This window comes from Belnapia sp. (assembly GCF_059504005.1).
In genome coordinates, this window is sequence record NZ_JCACHU010000166.1 from 85,067 (window position 1) to 101,920 (window position 16,854).

General features: G+C 70.9%; 14 protein-coding genes and 1 tRNA gene. 9 read left to right on the forward strand and 6 right to left on the reverse strand.

Annotation, left to right across the window (positions count from 1 at the left end; translation table 11 throughout):
* The first annotated feature begins 1 nt into the window (after position 1).
* Genes AC5JJ1_RS25975 through AC5JJ1_RS25995 form a run of 5 tightly spaced genes read left to right on the forward strand, consistent with a single transcriptional unit; the run spans position 2 to position 5,295 of the window.
* Entirely contained in the window at positions 2–880 is an 879-nt protein-coding gene (locus AC5JJ1_RS25975; protein WP_495788021.1) for an AAA family ATPase, read from the forward strand.
* On the forward strand, positions 877–1,986 hold the full coding sequence (locus tag AC5JJ1_RS25980) for a VWA domain-containing protein (protein WP_495788022.1): 1,110 nt from the start codon (positions 877–879) through the stop codon (positions 1,984–1,986). The genes AC5JJ1_RS25975 and AC5JJ1_RS25980 overlap by 4 nt, the downstream gene beginning before the upstream one ends.
* Positions 1,983–2,864, forward strand: coding sequence for an amidohydrolase family protein (locus AC5JJ1_RS25985; protein WP_495788023.1), 882 nt, complete (start codon positions 1,983–1,985; stop codon positions 2,862–2,864). Before AC5JJ1_RS25980 ends, AC5JJ1_RS25985 begins: the two co-directional genes overlap by 4 nt.
* 11 nt (positions 2,865–2,875) lie before the next feature.
* Positions 2,876–3,724, forward strand: a complete 849-nt coding sequence (locus tag AC5JJ1_RS25990) for an N-acyl homoserine lactonase family protein (protein ID WP_495788024.1) — start codon at positions 2,876–2,878, stop codon at positions 3,722–3,724.
* A gap of 11 nt (positions 3,725–3,735) precedes the next feature.
* The gene (locus tag AC5JJ1_RS25995) at positions 3,736–5,295 is read left to right on the forward strand and encodes an isochorismatase family protein (protein WP_495788025.1); all 1,560 of its coding nucleotides are present in this window, start codon (positions 3,736–3,738) and stop codon (positions 5,293–5,295) included.
* A gap of 868 nt (positions 5,296–6,163) precedes the next feature.
* On the opposite strand, the gene AC5JJ1_RS26000 is transcribed toward AC5JJ1_RS25995, so the two are convergent.
* A complete protein-coding gene (locus tag AC5JJ1_RS26000) occupies positions 6,164–6,703 on the reverse strand; it encodes a GGDEF domain-containing protein (protein WP_495788026.1) in 540 nt (179 codons plus the stop codon).
* Between the two features lie 152 nt (positions 6,704–6,855).
* On the opposite strand from AC5JJ1_RS26000, the gene AC5JJ1_RS26005 reads away from it, so the two are divergent.
* On the forward strand, positions 6,856–8,025 hold the full coding sequence (locus AC5JJ1_RS26005) for a M20 aminoacylase family protein (RefSeq protein ID WP_495788027.1): 1,170 nt from the start codon (positions 6,856–6,858) through the stop codon (positions 8,023–8,025).
* The gene (locus tag AC5JJ1_RS26010) at positions 8,025–8,927 is read left to right on the forward strand and encodes an alpha/beta hydrolase (RefSeq protein WP_495788028.1); all 903 of its coding nucleotides are present in this window, start codon (positions 8,025–8,027) and stop codon (positions 8,925–8,927) included. The genes AC5JJ1_RS26005 and AC5JJ1_RS26010 overlap by 1 nt, the downstream gene beginning before the upstream one ends.
* On the opposite strand, the gene AC5JJ1_RS26015 is transcribed toward AC5JJ1_RS26010, so the two are convergent.
* Positions 8,921–11,032: a molybdopterin-containing oxidoreductase family protein gene (locus AC5JJ1_RS26015; RefSeq protein ID WP_495788029.1), complete on the reverse strand. Its 2,112-nt coding sequence runs from the start codon at positions 11,030–11,032 to the stop codon at positions 8,921–8,923. The two genes, AC5JJ1_RS26010 and AC5JJ1_RS26015, sit on opposite strands and share 7 nt — an antisense overlap.
* Positions 11,033–11,110: 78 nt before the next feature.
* Here AC5JJ1_RS26015 and AC5JJ1_RS26020 point away from each other — a divergent pair, with 78 nt between their 5' ends.
* Positions 11,111–12,502, forward strand: a complete 1,392-nt coding sequence (locus tag AC5JJ1_RS26020; RefSeq protein WP_495788030.1) for an L-serine ammonia-lyase — start codon at positions 11,111–11,113, stop codon at positions 12,500–12,502.
* A 3-nt stretch (positions 12,503–12,505) separates the two neighbouring features.
* Here the strand turns inward: AC5JJ1_RS26020 and AC5JJ1_RS26025 are convergent.
* A tRNA-Ser gene (locus AC5JJ1_RS26025) sits at positions 12,506–12,593 on the reverse strand.
* 54 nt (positions 12,594–12,647) lie between these two features.
* Here AC5JJ1_RS26025 and AC5JJ1_RS26030 point away from each other — a divergent pair.
* Entirely contained in the window at positions 12,648–13,643 is a 996-nt protein-coding gene (locus AC5JJ1_RS26030) for a lipid A deacylase LpxR family protein (protein ID WP_495788031.1), read from the forward strand.
* A gap of 99 nt (positions 13,644–13,742) precedes the next feature.
* On the opposite strand, the gene AC5JJ1_RS26035 is transcribed toward AC5JJ1_RS26030, so the two are convergent.
* Genes AC5JJ1_RS26035 through AC5JJ1_RS26045 form a run of 3 tightly spaced genes read right to left on the reverse strand, consistent with a single transcriptional unit; the run spans position 13,743 to position 16,746 of the window.
* Positions 13,743–14,786 carry a sensor histidine kinase gene (locus AC5JJ1_RS26035; protein WP_495788032.1) on the reverse strand — a complete coding sequence of 348 codons (1,044 nt, stop codon included), beginning with the start codon at positions 14,784–14,786 and terminating at the stop codon, positions 13,743–13,745.
* Between the two features lie 20 nt (positions 14,787–14,806).
* Positions 14,807–15,241, reverse strand: coding sequence for a response regulator (locus AC5JJ1_RS26040; protein WP_495788033.1), 435 nt, complete (start codon positions 15,239–15,241; stop codon positions 14,807–14,809).
* Positions 15,238–16,746 (reverse strand): sensor histidine kinase, encoded by a 1,509-nt coding sequence (locus AC5JJ1_RS26045; RefSeq protein ID WP_495788034.1) that lies wholly within the window; start codon positions 16,744–16,746, stop codon positions 15,238–15,240. The genes AC5JJ1_RS26040 and AC5JJ1_RS26045 overlap by 4 nt, the downstream gene beginning before the upstream one ends.
* Positions 16,747–16,854: the final 108 nt, after the last annotated feature.

Here is a 16,854-nt window from a genome sequence, read left to right on the forward strand (position 1 = left end):
CATGGCCGTCAGGCGCGCCATCGCCGGCATCGACAGCCCCGAGGCGCTGGTGCGCGCGCTGCGGGACGCGCAGTACCTGGCCGATGACGGGCTGGCCACGGCCGCCTATCTGGCGCTCGCCCTCGGCAAGCCGCTGCTGCTGGAAGGTGCGCCGGGCGTTGGCAAGACCGAGGCCGCCAAGGCGATCGCCGCCGTGCTCGGCCGCGAGCTGGTGCGGCTGCAGGCCTATGAGGGCATCGACGCGTCGGCAGCGATGTACGAATGGAATTTCCCGCGGCAGATGCTGGCGATACGCCAGGCCGGCGATGCCTATGTCAATCTCTATGGCGATGATTTCCTGATCGCCCGCCCGCTGCTGCTGTCCCTGCAGCGTCCGCGGGACCGCATCCTGCTGATCGACGAGATCGACCGGTCGGACCACGAGTTCGAGGCCTTCCTGCTGGAGTTCCTGTCGGATTTCAGTCTCTCGATCCCCGAGCGCGGGACGATCCGCGCCACCGAGCCACCAGTCGTCGTGCTGACCTCCAACCGGACGCGCGAGTTGCACGAGGCACTGCGCCGCCGCTGCGTCTATCACTGGATCGGCTATCCCGATCCGCAGCTCGAGGCGCAGATCGTGATGATGCGGGCCTCGGCCGTGGCGCGGGACACCGCGCACCGGGTGGTGGCGGCGGTGGGCCGGCTGCGGGCGGAGCCTCTCGCCAAGCCACCGGGCGTCGCCGAGACGGTCGAATGGGCGGAAGCCGCGACGCTGCTCAACGCCCAGGGCGCCCCCTGGCCGGCGGCCTTCGCCCGCGCCATCGGCGTGGTGCTGAAGGACCAGGACGACCTGGCTTTCGTCGCGCCGCGGCTCGACCGCATCCTGCAGGGGGCGGCATGATCCCGCGCCCGCTCGCCCCCTTCCTGGCCTTGCCGCCTGCGCTGCGGCAAGCGGGCTTCGCGGCGGCGCCCGAGCAGGCGGAGAGCTTCCTGGCCGCCGTCGGGCTGCTCGGGCCGCGCTCGATCCGGGATGTGCGGCGCGCCGCGCATGCCGTCTTCGGGCCAGGCCCGGAGCGGCGGCAGGATTTCGACGACGTGTTCGACGCGGTCTTCCTCGGACGCGCCTTCCTCGCGCCCGCCGAGGCGGCGGGCGAGGAATTGCCGCGCGCCTATGACGCGGCCGGCCTCGGCCCCATGCCCGAGCCCGAGGAGGACGAGCCCTCCGGCCAGCAGGCGACCGCGCAGGAGCGGCTGCTGGCGCGATCCCTGACCGCCGTGGACGAGGAGGCGGTGCTGCGCGCCTTCGCCCGCGCGCTGCCGGATGCGATCCCGCGCCGCCGCTCGCGCCGCATCCGCGCCGGGCGCGGCCGCCTTGCCGATCCGCGTCGGGCCTTCCAGGATCTGCTGCGGCGCGACGGCGAGCTTGCCCGGCTGCCGACCCGGCGGCGCCTGGCGCGGCAGCGCCGCCTGCTGCTGCTGGTCGATGTGTCGGGCAGCATGAAGGCCGGCACGGATGGCGCGCTACGCCTGGCCCATGCGCTGGTGCAGGCCGCCGAGCGGGCCGAGGTCTTCACCATCGGCACGCGGCTGACGCGCGTCACGCGCGCGCTGCGCCACCGGTCGCGGGAACAGGCGCTCGGCCTCGCCGCCGGGCTGGTGGCCGATTGGGATGGCGGCACGCGGCTCGGCGAGGCGCTGGGCGTGTTCCTGACGGTGCCGCGCTTCGCTAGCTTCGCCCGCGGCGCGGCCGTGGTCATCCTCTCCGATGGGCTGGAGCGTGGCGACCCCGCGGCGCTGGTGCTGGCGATGCGGCGCCTGCGCAGCCTGGCCTGGCGGGTGATCTGGCTGACCCCGCTCGCCGCCGATCCGAGCTTCCGGCCCGAGACCGGCGCGCTGCGCGCGATCCTGCCCTTCATCGACGAGCTGGGGAACGGCTCGGGCCCCGCTGCGATCGCGCGGCACCTGGTCGGGCCTGGGCCGCTGGCGCAGGCGGGGGGCGCCGCATGAGGATCGTGGACGCCCATTTCCACGTCTGGCGCCGAGCCGACCTGCCCTGGCTGATGGGTCCGATGCAGCCGCGTATCTTCGGCCCCTACGAAGCCATCCGCCGCGACTATCCCATGGCGGAGTACCTGGCGGACATCGGGGGCAGCGGCGTCGAGAAGGCGGTCTATGTCCAGGCGAATTGGCCGGAGGACCAGGCGGTCGCGGAGGCGGCCTGGATCGAGCAGCTCGCGCTCGAGACCGGCTGGCCGCATGCGACGGTCGCCTATGCCGACATGACGGCCGAGGATGCGCGGCCCGCGCTCGACCGGCTGGCGCGCTTCCCGCGGGTGCGCGGCATCCGCCAGCAATTCCACTGGCACCGGAACCCGCTCTATCGCTTCGCCGCCCGCCCCGACCTGTGCGGCGACGCGACGGTGCGCCGGAACATCGCCCGGCTCGCGGATTACGCCTTCAGTTTCGACTTGCAGGTCTTCGCCGACCAGATGGCGATGGCGGCGGATCTCGCCGCCGCCTGCCCGCGCGTGACCTTCGTGCTGCAGCATGCCGGGATGCTGGAGGATCTCTCCGCCGCCGGCCGCGACGCCTGGCGAGCCGGCATGGCGGCGCTGGCCGCCTGCCCGAACGTGGTGGTGAAGCTCTCGGGCTTCGGCACCTTCCTGCACCGCAGCGACGCGGCCCATGTCGCCTGGGTGACGGGCGAGACGCTCGCACTGTTCGGCGCGGCGCGCTGCCTTTGGGGATCGAATTTCCCCATCGAGAAGCTCTGGACGGGCTACGCCCCGCTGCTCGGCGCCCATCTGCAGGCCGCGGGAGGGCTGGAGGAGACGGCGCGGCGGGCCCTGTTCTTCGACAACGCGTGCCGGGTCTACCGGCTGTAGGGAGATGTGGGATGGGCCTTGAGATCAAGCTCCTCGACTACGGCGACATCGAGCTGGAATCAAGCTTCCTGGTGCTGGCACGGGACTGCGGCCGCATCCGGCGGGTGCCCGTCTACGGCTTCCTGATCCTGGGCGGGCGCTGGCCGATCGTGGTGGATACCGGCTACCGCGACAACGCCATCATGGAAACGCTCGGCATGCGCGGCCTCCAGTTCCATGAGAACATGATCGAGCGTCAGCTCGCCCGCTTCGGCGTCAAGCCCGGCGATGTGCGCTACGTGCTGCATACCCACCTGCATATCGATCACGCTGGCAAGGACGACCACTTCCCGATGAACACCACCGTGGTGGTGAACCGGCGCGAGCTGGAATGCTCGGTTTCCGGCCTGATGCATCCGCAGTATCCCAAGCCGGACATCCAGCACCTGATCGAGCGGCTGCACACGCGCCACGCGCTGCGCTTCGAGGACCTGGAACTGTCCGGCCCGGTCGAGATCATGCCGGGCATGGTGCTGGAGGCCGCCAATGCGCATACCGAAGGCTCGATGAACGTGCATGTCGAGACGGCCGAGGGCCTTGCCACCATCTGCGGCGACGTGATCTACGACTTCAACGATCAGGTCGTCGAGCCCGTCTTCCAGGTCAGCGCGCAGGAGCCGCAGGTGACCGGCAACCACGCTGGCTCCAAGCGGTCGGAGAAGGCGGCGATCAAGAAGCTGCTCAACTCCTCCCGCTTCCTGCTGCCGGTGCATGACAAGCCGGCGAAGATCGAACATGGCCAGGTGGTCGGCCGGCTCGACCTGCAGGTGCCCGGGCCGGTGACGCAGACGGTGGCCCGCCGGGACTGGTTTCCGGTCTGAGGAGCGCGCCGATGGCCCATGTCGCCCACGACCCCAGCTTCCGCCGGCTGATCGACGAGCACGCCCCCGTCCTCCAGGCGGGCAGCGGCTTCACCTTCACCGAGGGGCCGATCTGGCACCCGACGGAGCACTACCTGCTGTTTTCCGACATGCCTGCCGATGTGCGGCGCCGCCTCGACCGAGCTGGTGCGCGCGAGGCCACGCGCCCGTCCAACAAGTCGAACGGCCTGACCTACGACGCCGAACTCAATCTGCTCGCCTGCGAGCATGCCACCTCCTCAGTGGTGCGCCTGCGGCATGACGGCACGCGCGAGGTGCTGGCCAGCCATTTTCAGGGGCGGGAACTGAACTCCCCCAACGATCTCTGCGTCCGCTCCGACGGGTCGATCTACTTCACCGATCCCTGGTACGGCCGCATGCCGGTCTATGGCGTGGAACGCCCGCGCCAGCTTGGCTGGCAGGGCGTGTTCCGGATCCGGCCCGGCGCGAAGCCAGGCGAGGAGCCGCAGCTTCTCGTCGACCGCTTCACCTTCAGCCAGCCGAACGGGCTGTGCTTCTCGCCCGACGAATCGCTGCTTTATGTGAACGACACCGATCAGGCGAATATTCGGGTCTATGACGTGGCGGGCGACGGGTCGCTGCGCAACGGCCGCATCTTCGCCTCCGGCCTGCGCGATGCGTTGCTGCCAGGCGTACCGGACGGCATGAAATGCGACGCCGAGGGCAATGTCTGGTGCACCGCGCCCGGTGGCCTCTGGGTCCATTCCCCCGGCGGGCGGCTGCTGGGCAAGGTCTCGGTGCCGGAACCGGTGGCCAACCTGCACTGGGGTGGGGCGGACTGGCGCACTCTCTATGTCTGTGCGACCACCTCGGTCTACGCCATCCCGGTCAGGACAGGCCCGCGCAACGAACCCTTCATGAAGGCGAGACCGCAGGCCGCCGATCGACCGGCGACGCACGACGACGCGCTGCGGCTCGACCCCTCGCGCTGCGCTCTGATCATCCAGGACATGCAGAATGACGTGGTGATGGAAGGCGGCGCCTTCGCTTCCTCCGGCAGCCCCGAGCATTGCCGCCAGCAGAACGCTGTCGTCAATATTGCGCGGCTGGCGGCGCATTGCCGGTCGCGCGGCGTGCCGGTAATCCATGTCTGGTTCCTCCGGCGGGCGGATGGGCGCGACATGACGTTGAACGCGCCGCTCTTCGAAGGCTGCATCGATGCCAATGCGCTGGTCGAAGGCAGCTGGGGTGCCGAGCCGGTGCCGGGGCTGGAGGCGCAGCCCGGCGACCATGTGGTGCGCAAGGCGCGTATGAGCGCGTGGGAGGGCACGTCGCTCGAGCGCATCCTTAAGGCCGAAGGGCGCGACTTCATCATCGAGACCGGCGCCTGGACCAACATGAGCATCGAGCACACGGCGCGCACCGGCGCCGACAAGGGCTATGTCATGGTCGTCCCGCAGGATGGCTGTTCGACCATGAATGCCGACTGGCACCGGGCCTCGATCGATTACGCCATGCGCAACGTCGCCTTGGTCACGACGATCGAGGAGGTGATCCGCGCGCTCGGGTGATCGGGAGTCGCCAGGTGGCGCTTCCGCAGGAGTTGACATATTGGCTCACAGAGCGGATCGGCCCGCCCAGTCATAGATCCGACGGCATGAGGAAGACTCACGGGAGTCCGCGGATGCGCATTTCACCGTCCTTTCTTTGAGCAGTTCTGGCGTCGCCGCGACGAGAAGTCGCCGGCGGTGATCGTCGAGGTGCTGGAACCGGGCGGCGTGTTGACCATCTGACTGGACCACTGGGCGGACAACGGTATGCGCGGATTCCAGGCCCTTTACCTTGCTGACTAAGGGTCGGTCTGAATTTGGGATGTGCAGCACCGGGCACCAGTTCGTCGATTCGGCTCTATGACCAGCCGTCGACGAGAGGGGTAATCAGGCTGCCGGGTTAGCGCTGCGGACTGACGCAGTTCAGTTGGCATCGTCAACTTGAGGCGCAGTCAAGCTCCTGCGGGGGCATTGTCGCGTTAACTTGTGAGCGGACGATCTCGAGCGGGGTAGAAGGCTCGTAAGGCCTCACGCAGCGAACCGGGAGCAGGTCTCCTGTCATCAGGTGCAGAACGCCGTGTCATTTGTCGTCCAACCCCGCCCAAGAAGGACCGGGAACAGCCCATTCCGCACGACAAGGCGCTCTACCGCTACCGCATCGAGATAGCCTTCGGCCGCCTCAAGAACTAGCGCCGCATCGCAAGCCACTACGACCGATGCGCCACCACCATCTTCGGTGCCATCACCCTCGCCGTAATCCTCTGGCTCAGGCAATGTGTCCGAAGCCTAGAATGGTTTCCGTTCGCCTAAGGCTCACGGAACCCACTCTAGCTTGTCGTTTGATGAAGCAAATTACCTGATCGGATGACCCCATCCGATCAGGGTTTCTCTAATCAGCGCCCGCCTCAAATGAGGTGACGAGGCCGTCGCCGCCGGCCCGCCGCGCCGCCTCGCGCAGATCTCGCGCCCGGTCCAGCAGGGCCGGGGCCAGTTCCTCCCCGCCGCGGCTCAGCACGAGGCCGATACTGCAGGTGAGGGCAAGGGCGCCGACCGGCGTCGGCACCGGCGTCGCGCGGATGGAGCGCAGCAGGCGCTCGCCCGCCGCCACGGCCTGGCTGGGGAAGATGTCGGCGAGGCAAATGCCGAAACCGGCATCGACCCGCCCGACTAGGTCCTGCACGCGGATGCGCTCATGCATCCGGTCGGCGATGCCGAGCAGTGCCGCATCCCGCACCGCGATGCCGTGCCGGGCGGTGATGCCGTCCAGCCCATCGATGCCGAGGCACAGCATGCCGACCTGCGGCCCGACCGGCTCGGCCATGCCGAGCACCGCCTCGAGGAAATGCAGGAGGGCCTCCTCGGTGACCGCGCCGGTCACCGGGTCGCGGTGGCGGCCATTCGGGTCGTCGCTCAGCGGAGCGGGGGTCATCGGGTGCGGAATCCTGCCGGACTGGTCCTGGGGAATGGTGTCCGCCAAGGCGGTTGCTGCCTGATTAATCCGGCGAAAAACCGAGTGCCCACCCTTGCGGGGGGCGGCGCGGCGGGGTCTCCTCGGCGGGACGCTGCCGTGAGGAACCCCGCATGACCGCCTTCAACGCCATCGCCCGCCGCCAGGCCGAGCTCGCCGCCATCCGCCAGGACATCCACGCCCATCCGGAGCTCGGGATGGAGGAGCATCGCACGGCGGAGCTGGTGGCCCGGAAGCTGGAGGAATGGGGGATCGAGGTGCATCGCGGCGTCGGCGGCACGGGCGTCGTCGGCGTGCTGCGATCGGGCAATGGCGAGGCGGCGATCGGGCTGCGCGCCGACATGGACGCGCTGCCGATGGAGGAGGCCAACGACCTGCCCTACCGCAGCACCGCCCCCGGCCGGATGCATGCATGCGGCCATGACGGCCACACCACCATGCTGCTCGGCGCGGCGCAGTACCTGGCGGAGACGCGGGCCTTCAACGGCACGGTGAACTTCATCTTCCAGCCGGGCGAGGAGGGCTGCGGCGGGGCGCTCGCCATGCTGCGGGACGGGCTGTTCGAGCGCTTTCCCTGCGACCAGGTCTTCGCCATGCACAACCGGCCGGGGCTGCCGGTCGGCGAATACGCCATCCGCAGCGGGCCGACCGCGGCGGGCGGCGCCTTCTTCGACATCGTCGTGGAAGGAAAGGGCTCGCACGGGGCGCGGCCGGAAGCAGGGATCGACCCGGTACTGGCGGCCTGCCACATCGCAACTGCGCTGCAATCCATCGTCTCGCGCAACATGCCGCCGATGGAGACGGCCGTGCTCAGCATCACCAAGGTCACGGGCGGCGATGCCTACAACGTCATCCCACAGACGGCGAAGCTCTCCGGCACGGCACGCTTCTTCAGCGAGCGGGCCCGTGGGCTGCTCGAGATGGGGATGAAGCGCGTGGCCGAGGGCGTCGCCGCCGGGCTGGGTGCTGCGGCGAGCCTCGACTTCCGCCTGATCTTCGCACCCACCATCAACGCGCCGGAGCAGACCGAGCGCTTCGCCGCCGCCGCCGTGGAGCTGGTGGGGGAGGCGAAGGTCGACCGCACCAAGGCGCCCGGCATGGGCTCCGAGGATTTCAGCTTCATGATGGAGCGGGTGCCGGGCGCCTACCTGCATGTCGGCAACGGCGACAGCGCGACCGTCCACAACCAGCGTTACAATTTCAACGATGCCGCCATTCCCTACGGCGCCGCGCTGCTGGCCCGGCTGGTGGAGCGCGAACTGCCGAAGGGCGCAGCGGGCTGATGCCGCCCTCGCGGCGGGCGGCGCTCGGCCTCGCCGGCGCGGTTCTGCTCGGCGGCAGGGTGGATGCGCAGAACGGGGCGCTGGCGACCCTGCCGGGCGTCAGGCAGTTCGACCTCGCTCCGCGATCCAGCGGGCGGCCGCCCTGGCGCATCTTCCTCCGCCGCCCGGACGGACCGGCGCCGGCCGCGGGCTGGCCGGCGCTGTTCCTGCTCGACGCCAATGCTGTGATGGGGATTGCCGCGGATGCGCTGCGCGTGCAGGCCGCCTTCCCCGGCGAGACGGGCATCCGCGATGGCGTGCTGGTCGGCATCGGCTATCCAACCGAGGCGGCCTATGACGACCGCCGCCGCGCCTTCGACCTGACGCCGCCGCCGGAGAAGGGGCGCACCGGCGGGGCGGAAGGCTTCCTCCGCTTCATCGAGGAGGAGCTGCAGCCCTTCGTCGCGCAGCAGGTACCGCTCGACCGGTCCCGGCAGGGGGTCTTCGGCCATTCGCTGGGCGGGCTCTGCGTGGTCTGGTCGTTGCTGGCACGGCCGCGCGCCTTCACCCATTGGGTGGCGATCAGCCCCTCGCTGCAGTTCGACGCGGAGCTGATCGGCCAGGCGGCGCAGCGCTTCGCCGCGCTGCCGGCGGCGGAGCGCGGGCAGGCGCGAGTGCTGCTCGGCGCAGGGGAGTTCGAGGAGCGGCTGGCGCCCTTCCAGGCGGCGGCGGGCGATGCGGCGATGCGGCGGGAGAGCATCGGGCGGCTCCGCATCCCGGCCCGCGCGCGGGAAATGGCGGACCGGCTGCGCGACCTCGGCATCGCCGCGCGCTTCGAGCCGATCTCGGGCGAGACGCATTTCTCCGAGATCCCGGTGGCGGTGAACCGGGCGCTGCGCTTCGTGCTCGGCCCCGATCAGTAGGCCGGCTCGGGGCGGAGCCAGACGGCGGTGTCGTGGAATACCGCGCCGCCGGCCGGCAGCGCCGCCTCGTCGCTGGTGAGGGCGTTGATCCCGCAGGCCGCCCTGCCGGCATAGGAGGCGGCGGGCCAGACGCCCTCGGCCACCAGCGTCCCCGGCTGCTGCCCCTCGGCGAGCTGCGCATGCAGCAGCAGCTCGCCGCGCGCATTGCCAATGCGGACCAGCACCCCCTCCGCGATGCCGAGCCGCGCGGCATCCTCTGGGGCGAGGCGGAGCGCCGGGCGGACCTCGCGGCGCCGGGCTGTCGGCGTCTCGGTGAAGGTGGAGTTGAGGAATTGCCGCGCGGTCGGGGCGACGAGGCGGAACGGGTGCTCCGCCGTCGCCGCATCCTGCAGCGGCGCCTGGTCGGGCAGGGGCGGGAGCCGTCCCTCAGAATCGCCGAGCGCCTGCCAGTCGGCGCGGAAGCGGAAGCGCCCGTCCGGATGGCCGAAGCCATCCAGGAAATGCGCTCGCTCGAAGGAGGGCTGCACGTCCAGCCAGCGCCGCTCCGTCAGAGCCTCGGCGCCGGGATAGCCGGAGGCGCGCAGCGTCGCATCCGCGAGTTCCAGCGCGCTCATCCGGAAGCTTGGGTGGTCCAGGCCGAAGCGCTGCGCGAGGGCGCAGACGAGGTCGTGGTTCGACATTGGCTCGCCTGGCGGCTCCACCAGCTTGCGGCCGATCTGCACATGGCTGTGCCCGCCGGCCTGGTAGATGTCGTCGTGCTCCAGGAACATCGTCGCCGGCAGCAGGATGTCGGCATAGCGCGCGGTCTCGGTGAGGAACTGCTCGTGGACGACGGTGAAGAGGTCCTCGCGCAGCAGCCCGGCGCGGACGCGGTTGCTGTCCGGGCAGACGGCGGCGGGATTGCCGCTCTGCACCAGCAGCGCATGCACCGGCGGGCCGCCCTGCAGCGCCGACGGATCATTGGCGAGGATGCTGGCGATGCGGCTCATGTCGAGCTCGCGGATGGCGGGGTCCCGCAGCGCATGGCCGTCGATCAGCGACTTGTCCCAGGCATAGATGCCGCGGTTGTTCCAGAGCGCGCCGCCGCCCTCGTGCTGCCAGGCGCCGGTGACGGCGGGCAGGCAGCTGACGGCATGCATGGCCGCCGCGCCGCCGCGGCCGCGGGTGAAGCCGAAGCCGACGCGGATGTAGGAGCGCGGCGTGCCGGTGTAGAGCCGGGCGAAGGTCTCGATCTCCGCGACAGAGAGGCCGGTGATCGCCGCCGCCCAGGCCGCGCCGCGGCTGGCGAGATGCGCCTCGAGCGCCGCCGCATCGGCGGTGTACCGATCTATGTAGGCGCGGTCGGCGAGGCCGTCGCGGAAGGCGCAATGCATCACCGCGCAGGCCAGCGCCGCATCCGTCCCCGGCCGCAGCGGAAGGTGAAGGTCGGCGACGGCAGCGGTGCCGGTGCGGTAGGGGTCGATGACGACGAGCTTCGCCCCGCGCTCCTTCCGCGCGCGGCTCACATGCGCCATGACGTTGACCTGGGTGGCGACGGGGTTGCCGCCCCAGACCACGATCAGGTCGGCGAGCGCCATCTCGCGCGGGTCGGTGCCGGTGATGCGGCCGCAGCCGGCCAGCCAGCCCGCGGAGGCGATCGCCGTGCAGATGGTCGGCTTGCGGCCGGACCAGCGCATGGCATGGCGCAGGCGGAAGATGCCGTCGCGGTTGACGAGGCCCATAGTGCCGGCGGAGCTGTAGGCCCAGCAGGCCTCGCTGCCATGCGTGGCGGCGACCTCGGTGAAGCGCCCGGCAATGCGGTTCAGCGCCTCCTCCCACGAGATGTGGCGGAACTGTCCGCTGCCCTTCGGCCCGGTGCGGAGCAGGGGGTGGGTCAGCCGCTCGGGATGGTGGATGCGCTCGGCGTAGCGCGCGACCTTGTTGCAGATGACGCCGGCCGTATAGGGGTTGTCCGCCCCGCGCACCGCGCCGATCCGCACCCCGTCCAGCACCTCCACATCGAGCGCGCAGGTGCTCGGGCAGTCATGCGGACAGACGGACGGGCGGAGCTGGACGGTCATGCGGGTCACCTCGCTGCAGGCGGAATGATGCAAGGCTTGCGCCACGGACAGGAAAAATCCTTGTCGCGGAGCCCATGGCGGCATCTTATCCCTTTCACATTGTCGAGGCATCCCGTCCTTCGCATGAGCCAGACCTCCCCCGGCTGGATCGGCCTTTTCGATCTCTTCCGCATCGGCGTCGGGCCCTCCAGCTCGCATACCGTGGGGCCGATGCTGGCCGCCGGGCATTTCGCCGCCCGGCTCGACCCGGCCTGGCCGGTCGAGCGGATCAGCGTCGCGCTCTACGGCTCGCTCGCCCTGACCGGGCGCGGGCATGCGACGGACCGGGCGGTTTTGCTCGGCCTCGCCGGCGCCCGGCCGGAGGAGATCGACCCGGACGAGGCCGCCATGCTGACGGAGTCGGTGCGGCAGGCGCGGCGGCTCACCCTGCCCGACGGGCGGCGGATCGGCTTCGACCCGGCGGCGGATATCCTCTTCCACCCGCGCGAGACCCTGCCGCTGCACACCAACGCGCTGCGGATCACGGCCGAGGCGCCGGGGCGGGCGGCGATCGTCCGCACCTACTATTCCGTCGGCGGCGGCTTCGTGGTGGACGAGGCGGGGCTGCCGCTCGGCGACGGCGCGGCGGAGGTGGTGGAGGTGGAGGTGCCGCATCCCTTCGCCGATGCGGCGGAGCTACTGCGGCGGGCAGGGGAGACGGGTCTCGGCATCGCCGGGCTGATGCGGGCGAATGAGCTGAGCCTCCGCAGCCCGGCCGCGCTCTCGGCGGGCATCGCCCGCATCCGGGAGGCGATGCGCGCCTGCATCGCCCGGGGCCTCCGCGGCGAGGGGGAGCTGCCGGGCGGCCTCCGCGTCCGCCGCCGCGCCCCGGCGCTGCTGCAGCGGCTCGAGGCACGGGCGGCGCGGAACGAGGCGGATCCGCTCGGCGCGATGGACTGGGTTAACCTCTGGGCGCTTGCGGTGAACGAGGAGAATGCCGCGGGCGGCCGGGTGGTGACGGCGCCGACCAACGGCGCCGCCGGCATCATCCCCGCCGTGCTGCAGTATTACGAGCGCTTCGTGCCCGGGGCGGAGCCGGCGGGGGTCGAGACTTTCTTCCTGGCCGCTGCCGCGACCGGCGCCATCATCAAGCGCAATGCCTCCATCTCGGGGGCCGAGGTAGGCTGCCAGGGCGAGGTCGGCTCGGCCTGCGCCATGGCGGCGGCGGGGCTGGCCGCGGCGCTCGGGGGGACGGATGCGCAGGTCGAGAATGCGGCGGAGATCGGCCTCGAGCACAATCTCGGCCTCACCTGCGATCCGGTGGCGGGGTTGGTGCAGGTGCCCTGCATCGAGCGGAACGCCATCGGCGCGGTGAAGGCGATCAATGCCGCGCGACTCGCCCTGCATGGCGACGGGCGGCACCTGGTGAGCCTCGATCAGGTCGTGGCGACGATGCGCCAGACTGGGCTCGACATGTCGCACAAGTACAAGGAGACCTCGCTCGGCGGGCTCGCGGTCAACGTCGTCGAGTGCTGAGGCTGGCGGATGGGGTGGGATTCGAACCCACGAACCCTTGCGGGTTGGCGGTTTTCAAGACCGCTGCCATAGACCACTCGGCCACCCATCCTTTGCTTGCGCGGTCCGAGGGGGTACATCTAGCGCCTCTCCTGGGATGGGACAAATGATGCGATCGGCTGCCGCAGCACTGCCTGCCCTTCTGTTGCTTGCCGGCACCGTCGCCGCGCAGGACCTCCCGGCGCCGGACCGGCGCGGGGCCCTCAGCATCGTCACCGAGAACGACAGCTACGCCCGGAGCACGGACCGCTGGTACACCAACGGCTTCCGCTTCAACTGGGCCTCGGCCGAGGACAACCTGCCCGGGCCGCTGGCGGCGCTGGACGAGGCTCTGGCTGGGCTGTTCGGCCCGGCGCGGAGCCGCTGGGGGCTCGGCTTCGGCCAGAACATGTACACCCCCCGCGACATCCGCCCCCGCGACCCCGATCCGCGCGACCGGCCCTATGCCGGCTACCTCTATGGCGAGATCTCGCTGGACCGGCGGACGCAGACGACGCTCGACCGCTTCAGCCTGCAGGTCGGCGTGGTTGGGCCAAGCTCGCTCGCCCGGCCGACGCAGGATGTGGTGCATTCCATCCTCGGCGACCGCGAGGCGCGCGGCTGGCGCTACCAGCTGCGCGACGAGCCGGTCTTCAACCTGAATTACGACCGCATCTGGCGCGTGCCGGTCGCCAGCCTGCCGGGCGGGCTCGGCGTCGACACGCTGCCGAGCGTGACCTTGGCCGCCGGCACGGTGCAGACCTATGCCGGCATCGGCGGGCGCATCCGCATCGGCCAGGGGCTCGAGCGAGACTTCGGCGCGCCGCGCATCCGCCCGACCATCGCCGACACGCCGGCCGCGGTGGGCGAGGGCTTCGGCTGGTACCTCTTCGCCGGCGCTGGCGGCCGGGCAGTGGCGCGGGACATCTTCCTCGATGGCAATACCTACCGGGACAGCCGCTCGGTCGACCATCGGCCCTTCGTCGGTGATCTCGAGCTTGGCGGGGCGATCTTCTGGCAGAATGTCCGAATCAGCTACACGCAGGATTTCCGCAGCAAGGAATTCGTCGGGCAGAAAAAGGACTTCGTCTTCGGCGCGCTGTCGCTCTCGGTGTCGTTCTAGGGCAAGCGCCGAACAGACGGGATCGTCCGACCGGAGGCATCTGCCGGCCAGATAACAAGCTGGGGCAGGCTCCGTAAGCCAAGCCGGACGGGACTCGCTCTAGGCCAGCGAGAAGCGGATGGAGACCGCGGTGCCGCCGGGCCCAGCGGTCTGCGTCACCATCCCTCCGACGCCCTGCGATAGGCTCTCGACGATGCGACGGCCGAGGCCGGTGCCGCTCGCGGAGGGCTTGGCCGCGGTGCCGACGCCCTGGTCCTGCACCGCGAGCAGCCCATGGTCCTCCTGCCGCTCCAGGCGCACGGTGATCGGGCCCTCCTCGCCGGCGGGATAGGCGTATTTCAGCGCGTTGGTGACGAGCTCGGTGAGGATGACGCCGAGCGAGACGGCGCGGTCGGTCGGCACCTCGATCGGCTCCGCCTCGAAACCGATGGGCCGGCCGCCGACCGAGCGGGCGATCTCCGCCACCAGCCCGGCCAGGTAGTCGTGCAGCGCGACGCTGCGCACGTCGTCCGAGGTGTAGAGGCGGCGATGCACCTGGGCGACGGCGGCGATGCGGTTGCGCATGGCGGCCAGCGCCTCGCGCGCCGCAGGGTCCTGCACCGCGCCTTCCTGCAGCCGGGTGAGCGAGGCGATGAGCTGGAGGCTGTTGGAGACGCGGTGATTCACCTCACGCAGCAGCGTGGCGCGCTGATTGGCCAGCTCCTCCGCGCGGTCGCGGGCCTCGCGCACCGCGGCCTCGGCGGCGTCATGCGCACGGCGCAGCGCCTCGCGCTCGATGGCGCTCTCGATCGCCGAGCGCAGCAGCAGCAGGAAGTCGCCGCCCGCCTCCTTGATCACATAGTCAGCCGCCCCGGCGCGCAGCGCGGCGATGGCGATGCGCCCCTCGTCCGAGCCGGTGACGTAGATGATGGGGGGCTGGCCCGGCAGCTCGCGCAGTTGGGCGAGGGTGTCGAGCCCGTCCTGCTCCGGCATGTAGTGATCGAGGCAGATGGCGTCGAACCCGCCCTCGGCCGCAAGCGCGACGCCGGCCGGACCGTCCGGCGCGGTCACCACGGCATAGCCCTGGCGCTCCAGGTCGCGCTGCACCAGGCGGCGAAGGCCGGGTTCGTCGTCGATATAGAGGATGCGGCGAGGCGGGGTCATCGTGCGAACGGGTGAGGGGGTTACGGGGTGGGCGGCACCTGGATCACGGCCAGGAACAGGCCAAGCTGCCGCACGGCCTGTGCGAATGTCTCATAATTGACAGGCTTGGTGATATAGACGCTGCAGCCCAATTCGTAGCAGCGCCTGATTTCCCGCTCGTCATCCGTCGTGGTCAGCACGATGACGGGGACGGGCTTGAGCTGCGGGTCCGCCTTGAGCCGGGCCAGGATGTCGAAGCCCGACATGTCCGGCAGGTTGAGGTCGAGCAGCACCAGCAGCGGCCGGTTCTCCGGCCGGCCGGAGCCCACCAGGAAGTCGAGCGCCGTCGTGCCGTCGAGGAAGTGGCGGACCTCGTTGAAGACGCCGGCGCGCTTCAGGTTCTTCTCGATCAGCCGGGCATGGCCCTCGTCATCCTCGACCATGACGATGGTGACGGCCTGGGCGGCGGCGTTCATGCGGTGCTGTCCTCTGCGCGGGGCGGCGGGGAACTGGCGGGTGCTGCGAGCGCCAGGGTGACGCGGAAGGTGGAGCCGAGGCCGGGGGCCGAGCGGCATTCGACGTCGCCGCCGAGCCGGCGGGCCAGCGCCCGCACATGGGCCAGGCCGATCCCCTCGCCCGGACGGTCCTGCCGGCCGGAGCGGCGGAACAGCTCGAAGATGCGGCCATGGTCGCGCGGGTCGATCCCCCGGCCGTTGTCCTCGACCTCGACCAGCACATGGCTGCGGGTGGTGCGGCTGCGGATCACGATGCGGCCGGGGCGGGCGGGGTCCAGGTACTTCACCGCATTGTCGATCAGGTTGCCGAAGATCTGCTCGACCGCGAGCCGGTCGCTGCGGATGCGCGGCAGGCCGGGGGCGAGGCTGAGGCTGGCGCCGGCCTCGTCGAGCTGGTGCTGCTGCGTGGCGACAAGGCTGACGAGGAGCGCCTGCAGGTCGATCGGCTCCGGGTTCAGCACCCGGCGGCCCTCGCGCGAGAGGCGGAGGATGGCGTTGATCAGCCGGTCCATCCGCTGGGTGGAGGAGCGGATGAAGCCGACCGCCTCCGGGATGTCCTCCAGGACGGCGCCGCGGGCCTCGGGGGTAACGAGGCCGGGCGCCTCGCGCTCGGCAGCCGCGATCAGCGCGCCGAGCGGCACGATGGCCGACTCCAACTCGGTGGTGAAGCCCATCACGTTCACCAGGGGCGCCCGCAGGTCATGCGAGACGATATAGGCGAACCGTTGCACTTCGTCATTGGCTTCCGCGAGGGCGGCGGTGCGTTCCTCGACCCGGGACTCGAGCGAGGCATTGGCGGCGGAAATCTCGGCCTGGGCGGCTTCCAATGCCTGGGTGTAGCGGCGGGCGAGGAAGGCGGCACCGATGGTGACCGCCAGCATCATCACGAAGGCGCCGGCCGCCCCGAGCAGCAGCAGGCGGCCGTTGGCGATCAGCCCCTCGCTGCGGGCCCTGCCGCGGGCCAGGCTGCGGGCCTCGATGCCGGCCACCGTGCTGCGGATGGCGTCCATCGCCGCCTTGCCGCGGTCGGTCCGGACCAGGTCGAGGGCCTGCTCCGCCTGGCCTGCCTCCGCCAGCGCGATGGTCTCCGTCAGCTCGGCGAGCTTCGCCTCCACCTGTTGCTGCAGGAGGCGGGCGGCGGCCGCGTTGCCGCCATCGGCGATGATCTGGCTGACCAGGGCGGGCAGCTCCTGCGGCAGCTCGGCGACGGCGCGGCGAAAGGGGTCGAGGTAGCGCGCCTCGCCGGTCAGCAGGAAGCCGCGCTGGCTGGTTTCCGCGTCCTGGACCAGGGAAAGCACCTGGCTGGCGGAGACCCGGATATCCTGCGTCGAGACGACGCCGCTGGCGAAGCTCCGGGTTTCCTCGACCAGCCAGACCAGCCCGGCGCCGCTCGCCAGCAGCGCGGCGAAGCCCACCGCCATCAGCAGCAGCGAGAGGCGGCCGAACAGGGACTTGTTGATCGGCATGGCGCCAGCCGGGACTCTCGCGGGGCTCGGCCTAGCGGATTACCGGGGCATCGGCTCCACCGCAAGCGGCGCCGCCCTTGCCGAGGCCGGGGATGCAGGGCCAGATGC

Coding starts and splice junctions, on each gene's coding strand:
- AC5JJ1_RS26045 (WP_495788034.1), bottom strand. CDS start 16,746: ATGCCGATCAACAAGTCCCTGTTCGGCCGCCTCTCGCTGCTGCTGATG.
- AC5JJ1_RS26010 (WP_495788028.1), top strand. CDS start 8,025: ATGCCGCCCTCGCGGCGGGCGGCGCTCGGCCTCGCCGGCGCGGTTCTG.
- AC5JJ1_RS25980 (WP_495788022.1), top strand. CDS start 877: ATGATCCCGCGCCCGCTCGCCCCCTTCCTGGCCTTGCCGCCTGCGCTG.
- AC5JJ1_RS25975 (WP_495788021.1), top strand. CDS start 2: ATGGCCGTCAGGCGCGCCATCGCCGGCATCGACAGCCCCGAGGCGCTG.
- AC5JJ1_RS26005 (WP_495788027.1), top strand. CDS start 6,856: ATGACCGCCTTCAACGCCATCGCCCGCCGCCAGGCCGAGCTCGCCGCC.
- AC5JJ1_RS26000 (WP_495788026.1), bottom strand. CDS start 6,703: ATGACCCCCGCTCCGCTGAGCGACGACCCGAATGGCCGCCACCGCGAC.
- AC5JJ1_RS26020 (WP_495788030.1), top strand. CDS start 11,111: ATGAGCCAGACCTCCCCCGGCTGGATCGGCCTTTTCGATCTCTTCCGC.
- AC5JJ1_RS26035 (WP_495788032.1), bottom strand. CDS start 14,786: ATGACCCCGCCTCGCCGCATCCTCTATATCGACGACGAACCCGGCCTT.
- AC5JJ1_RS25995 (WP_495788025.1), top strand. CDS start 3,736: ATGGCCCATGTCGCCCACGACCCCAGCTTCCGCCGGCTGATCGACGAG.
- AC5JJ1_RS25985 (WP_495788023.1), top strand. CDS start 1,983: ATGAGGATCGTGGACGCCCATTTCCACGTCTGGCGCCGAGCCGACCTG.
- AC5JJ1_RS25990 (WP_495788024.1), top strand. CDS start 2,876: ATGGGCCTTGAGATCAAGCTCCTCGACTACGGCGACATCGAGCTGGAA.
- AC5JJ1_RS26040 (WP_495788033.1), bottom strand. CDS start 15,241: ATGAACGCCGCCGCCCAGGCCGTCACCATCGTCATGGTCGAGGATGAC.
- AC5JJ1_RS26030 (WP_495788031.1), top strand. CDS start 12,648: ATGATGCGATCGGCTGCCGCAGCACTGCCTGCCCTTCTGTTGCTTGCC.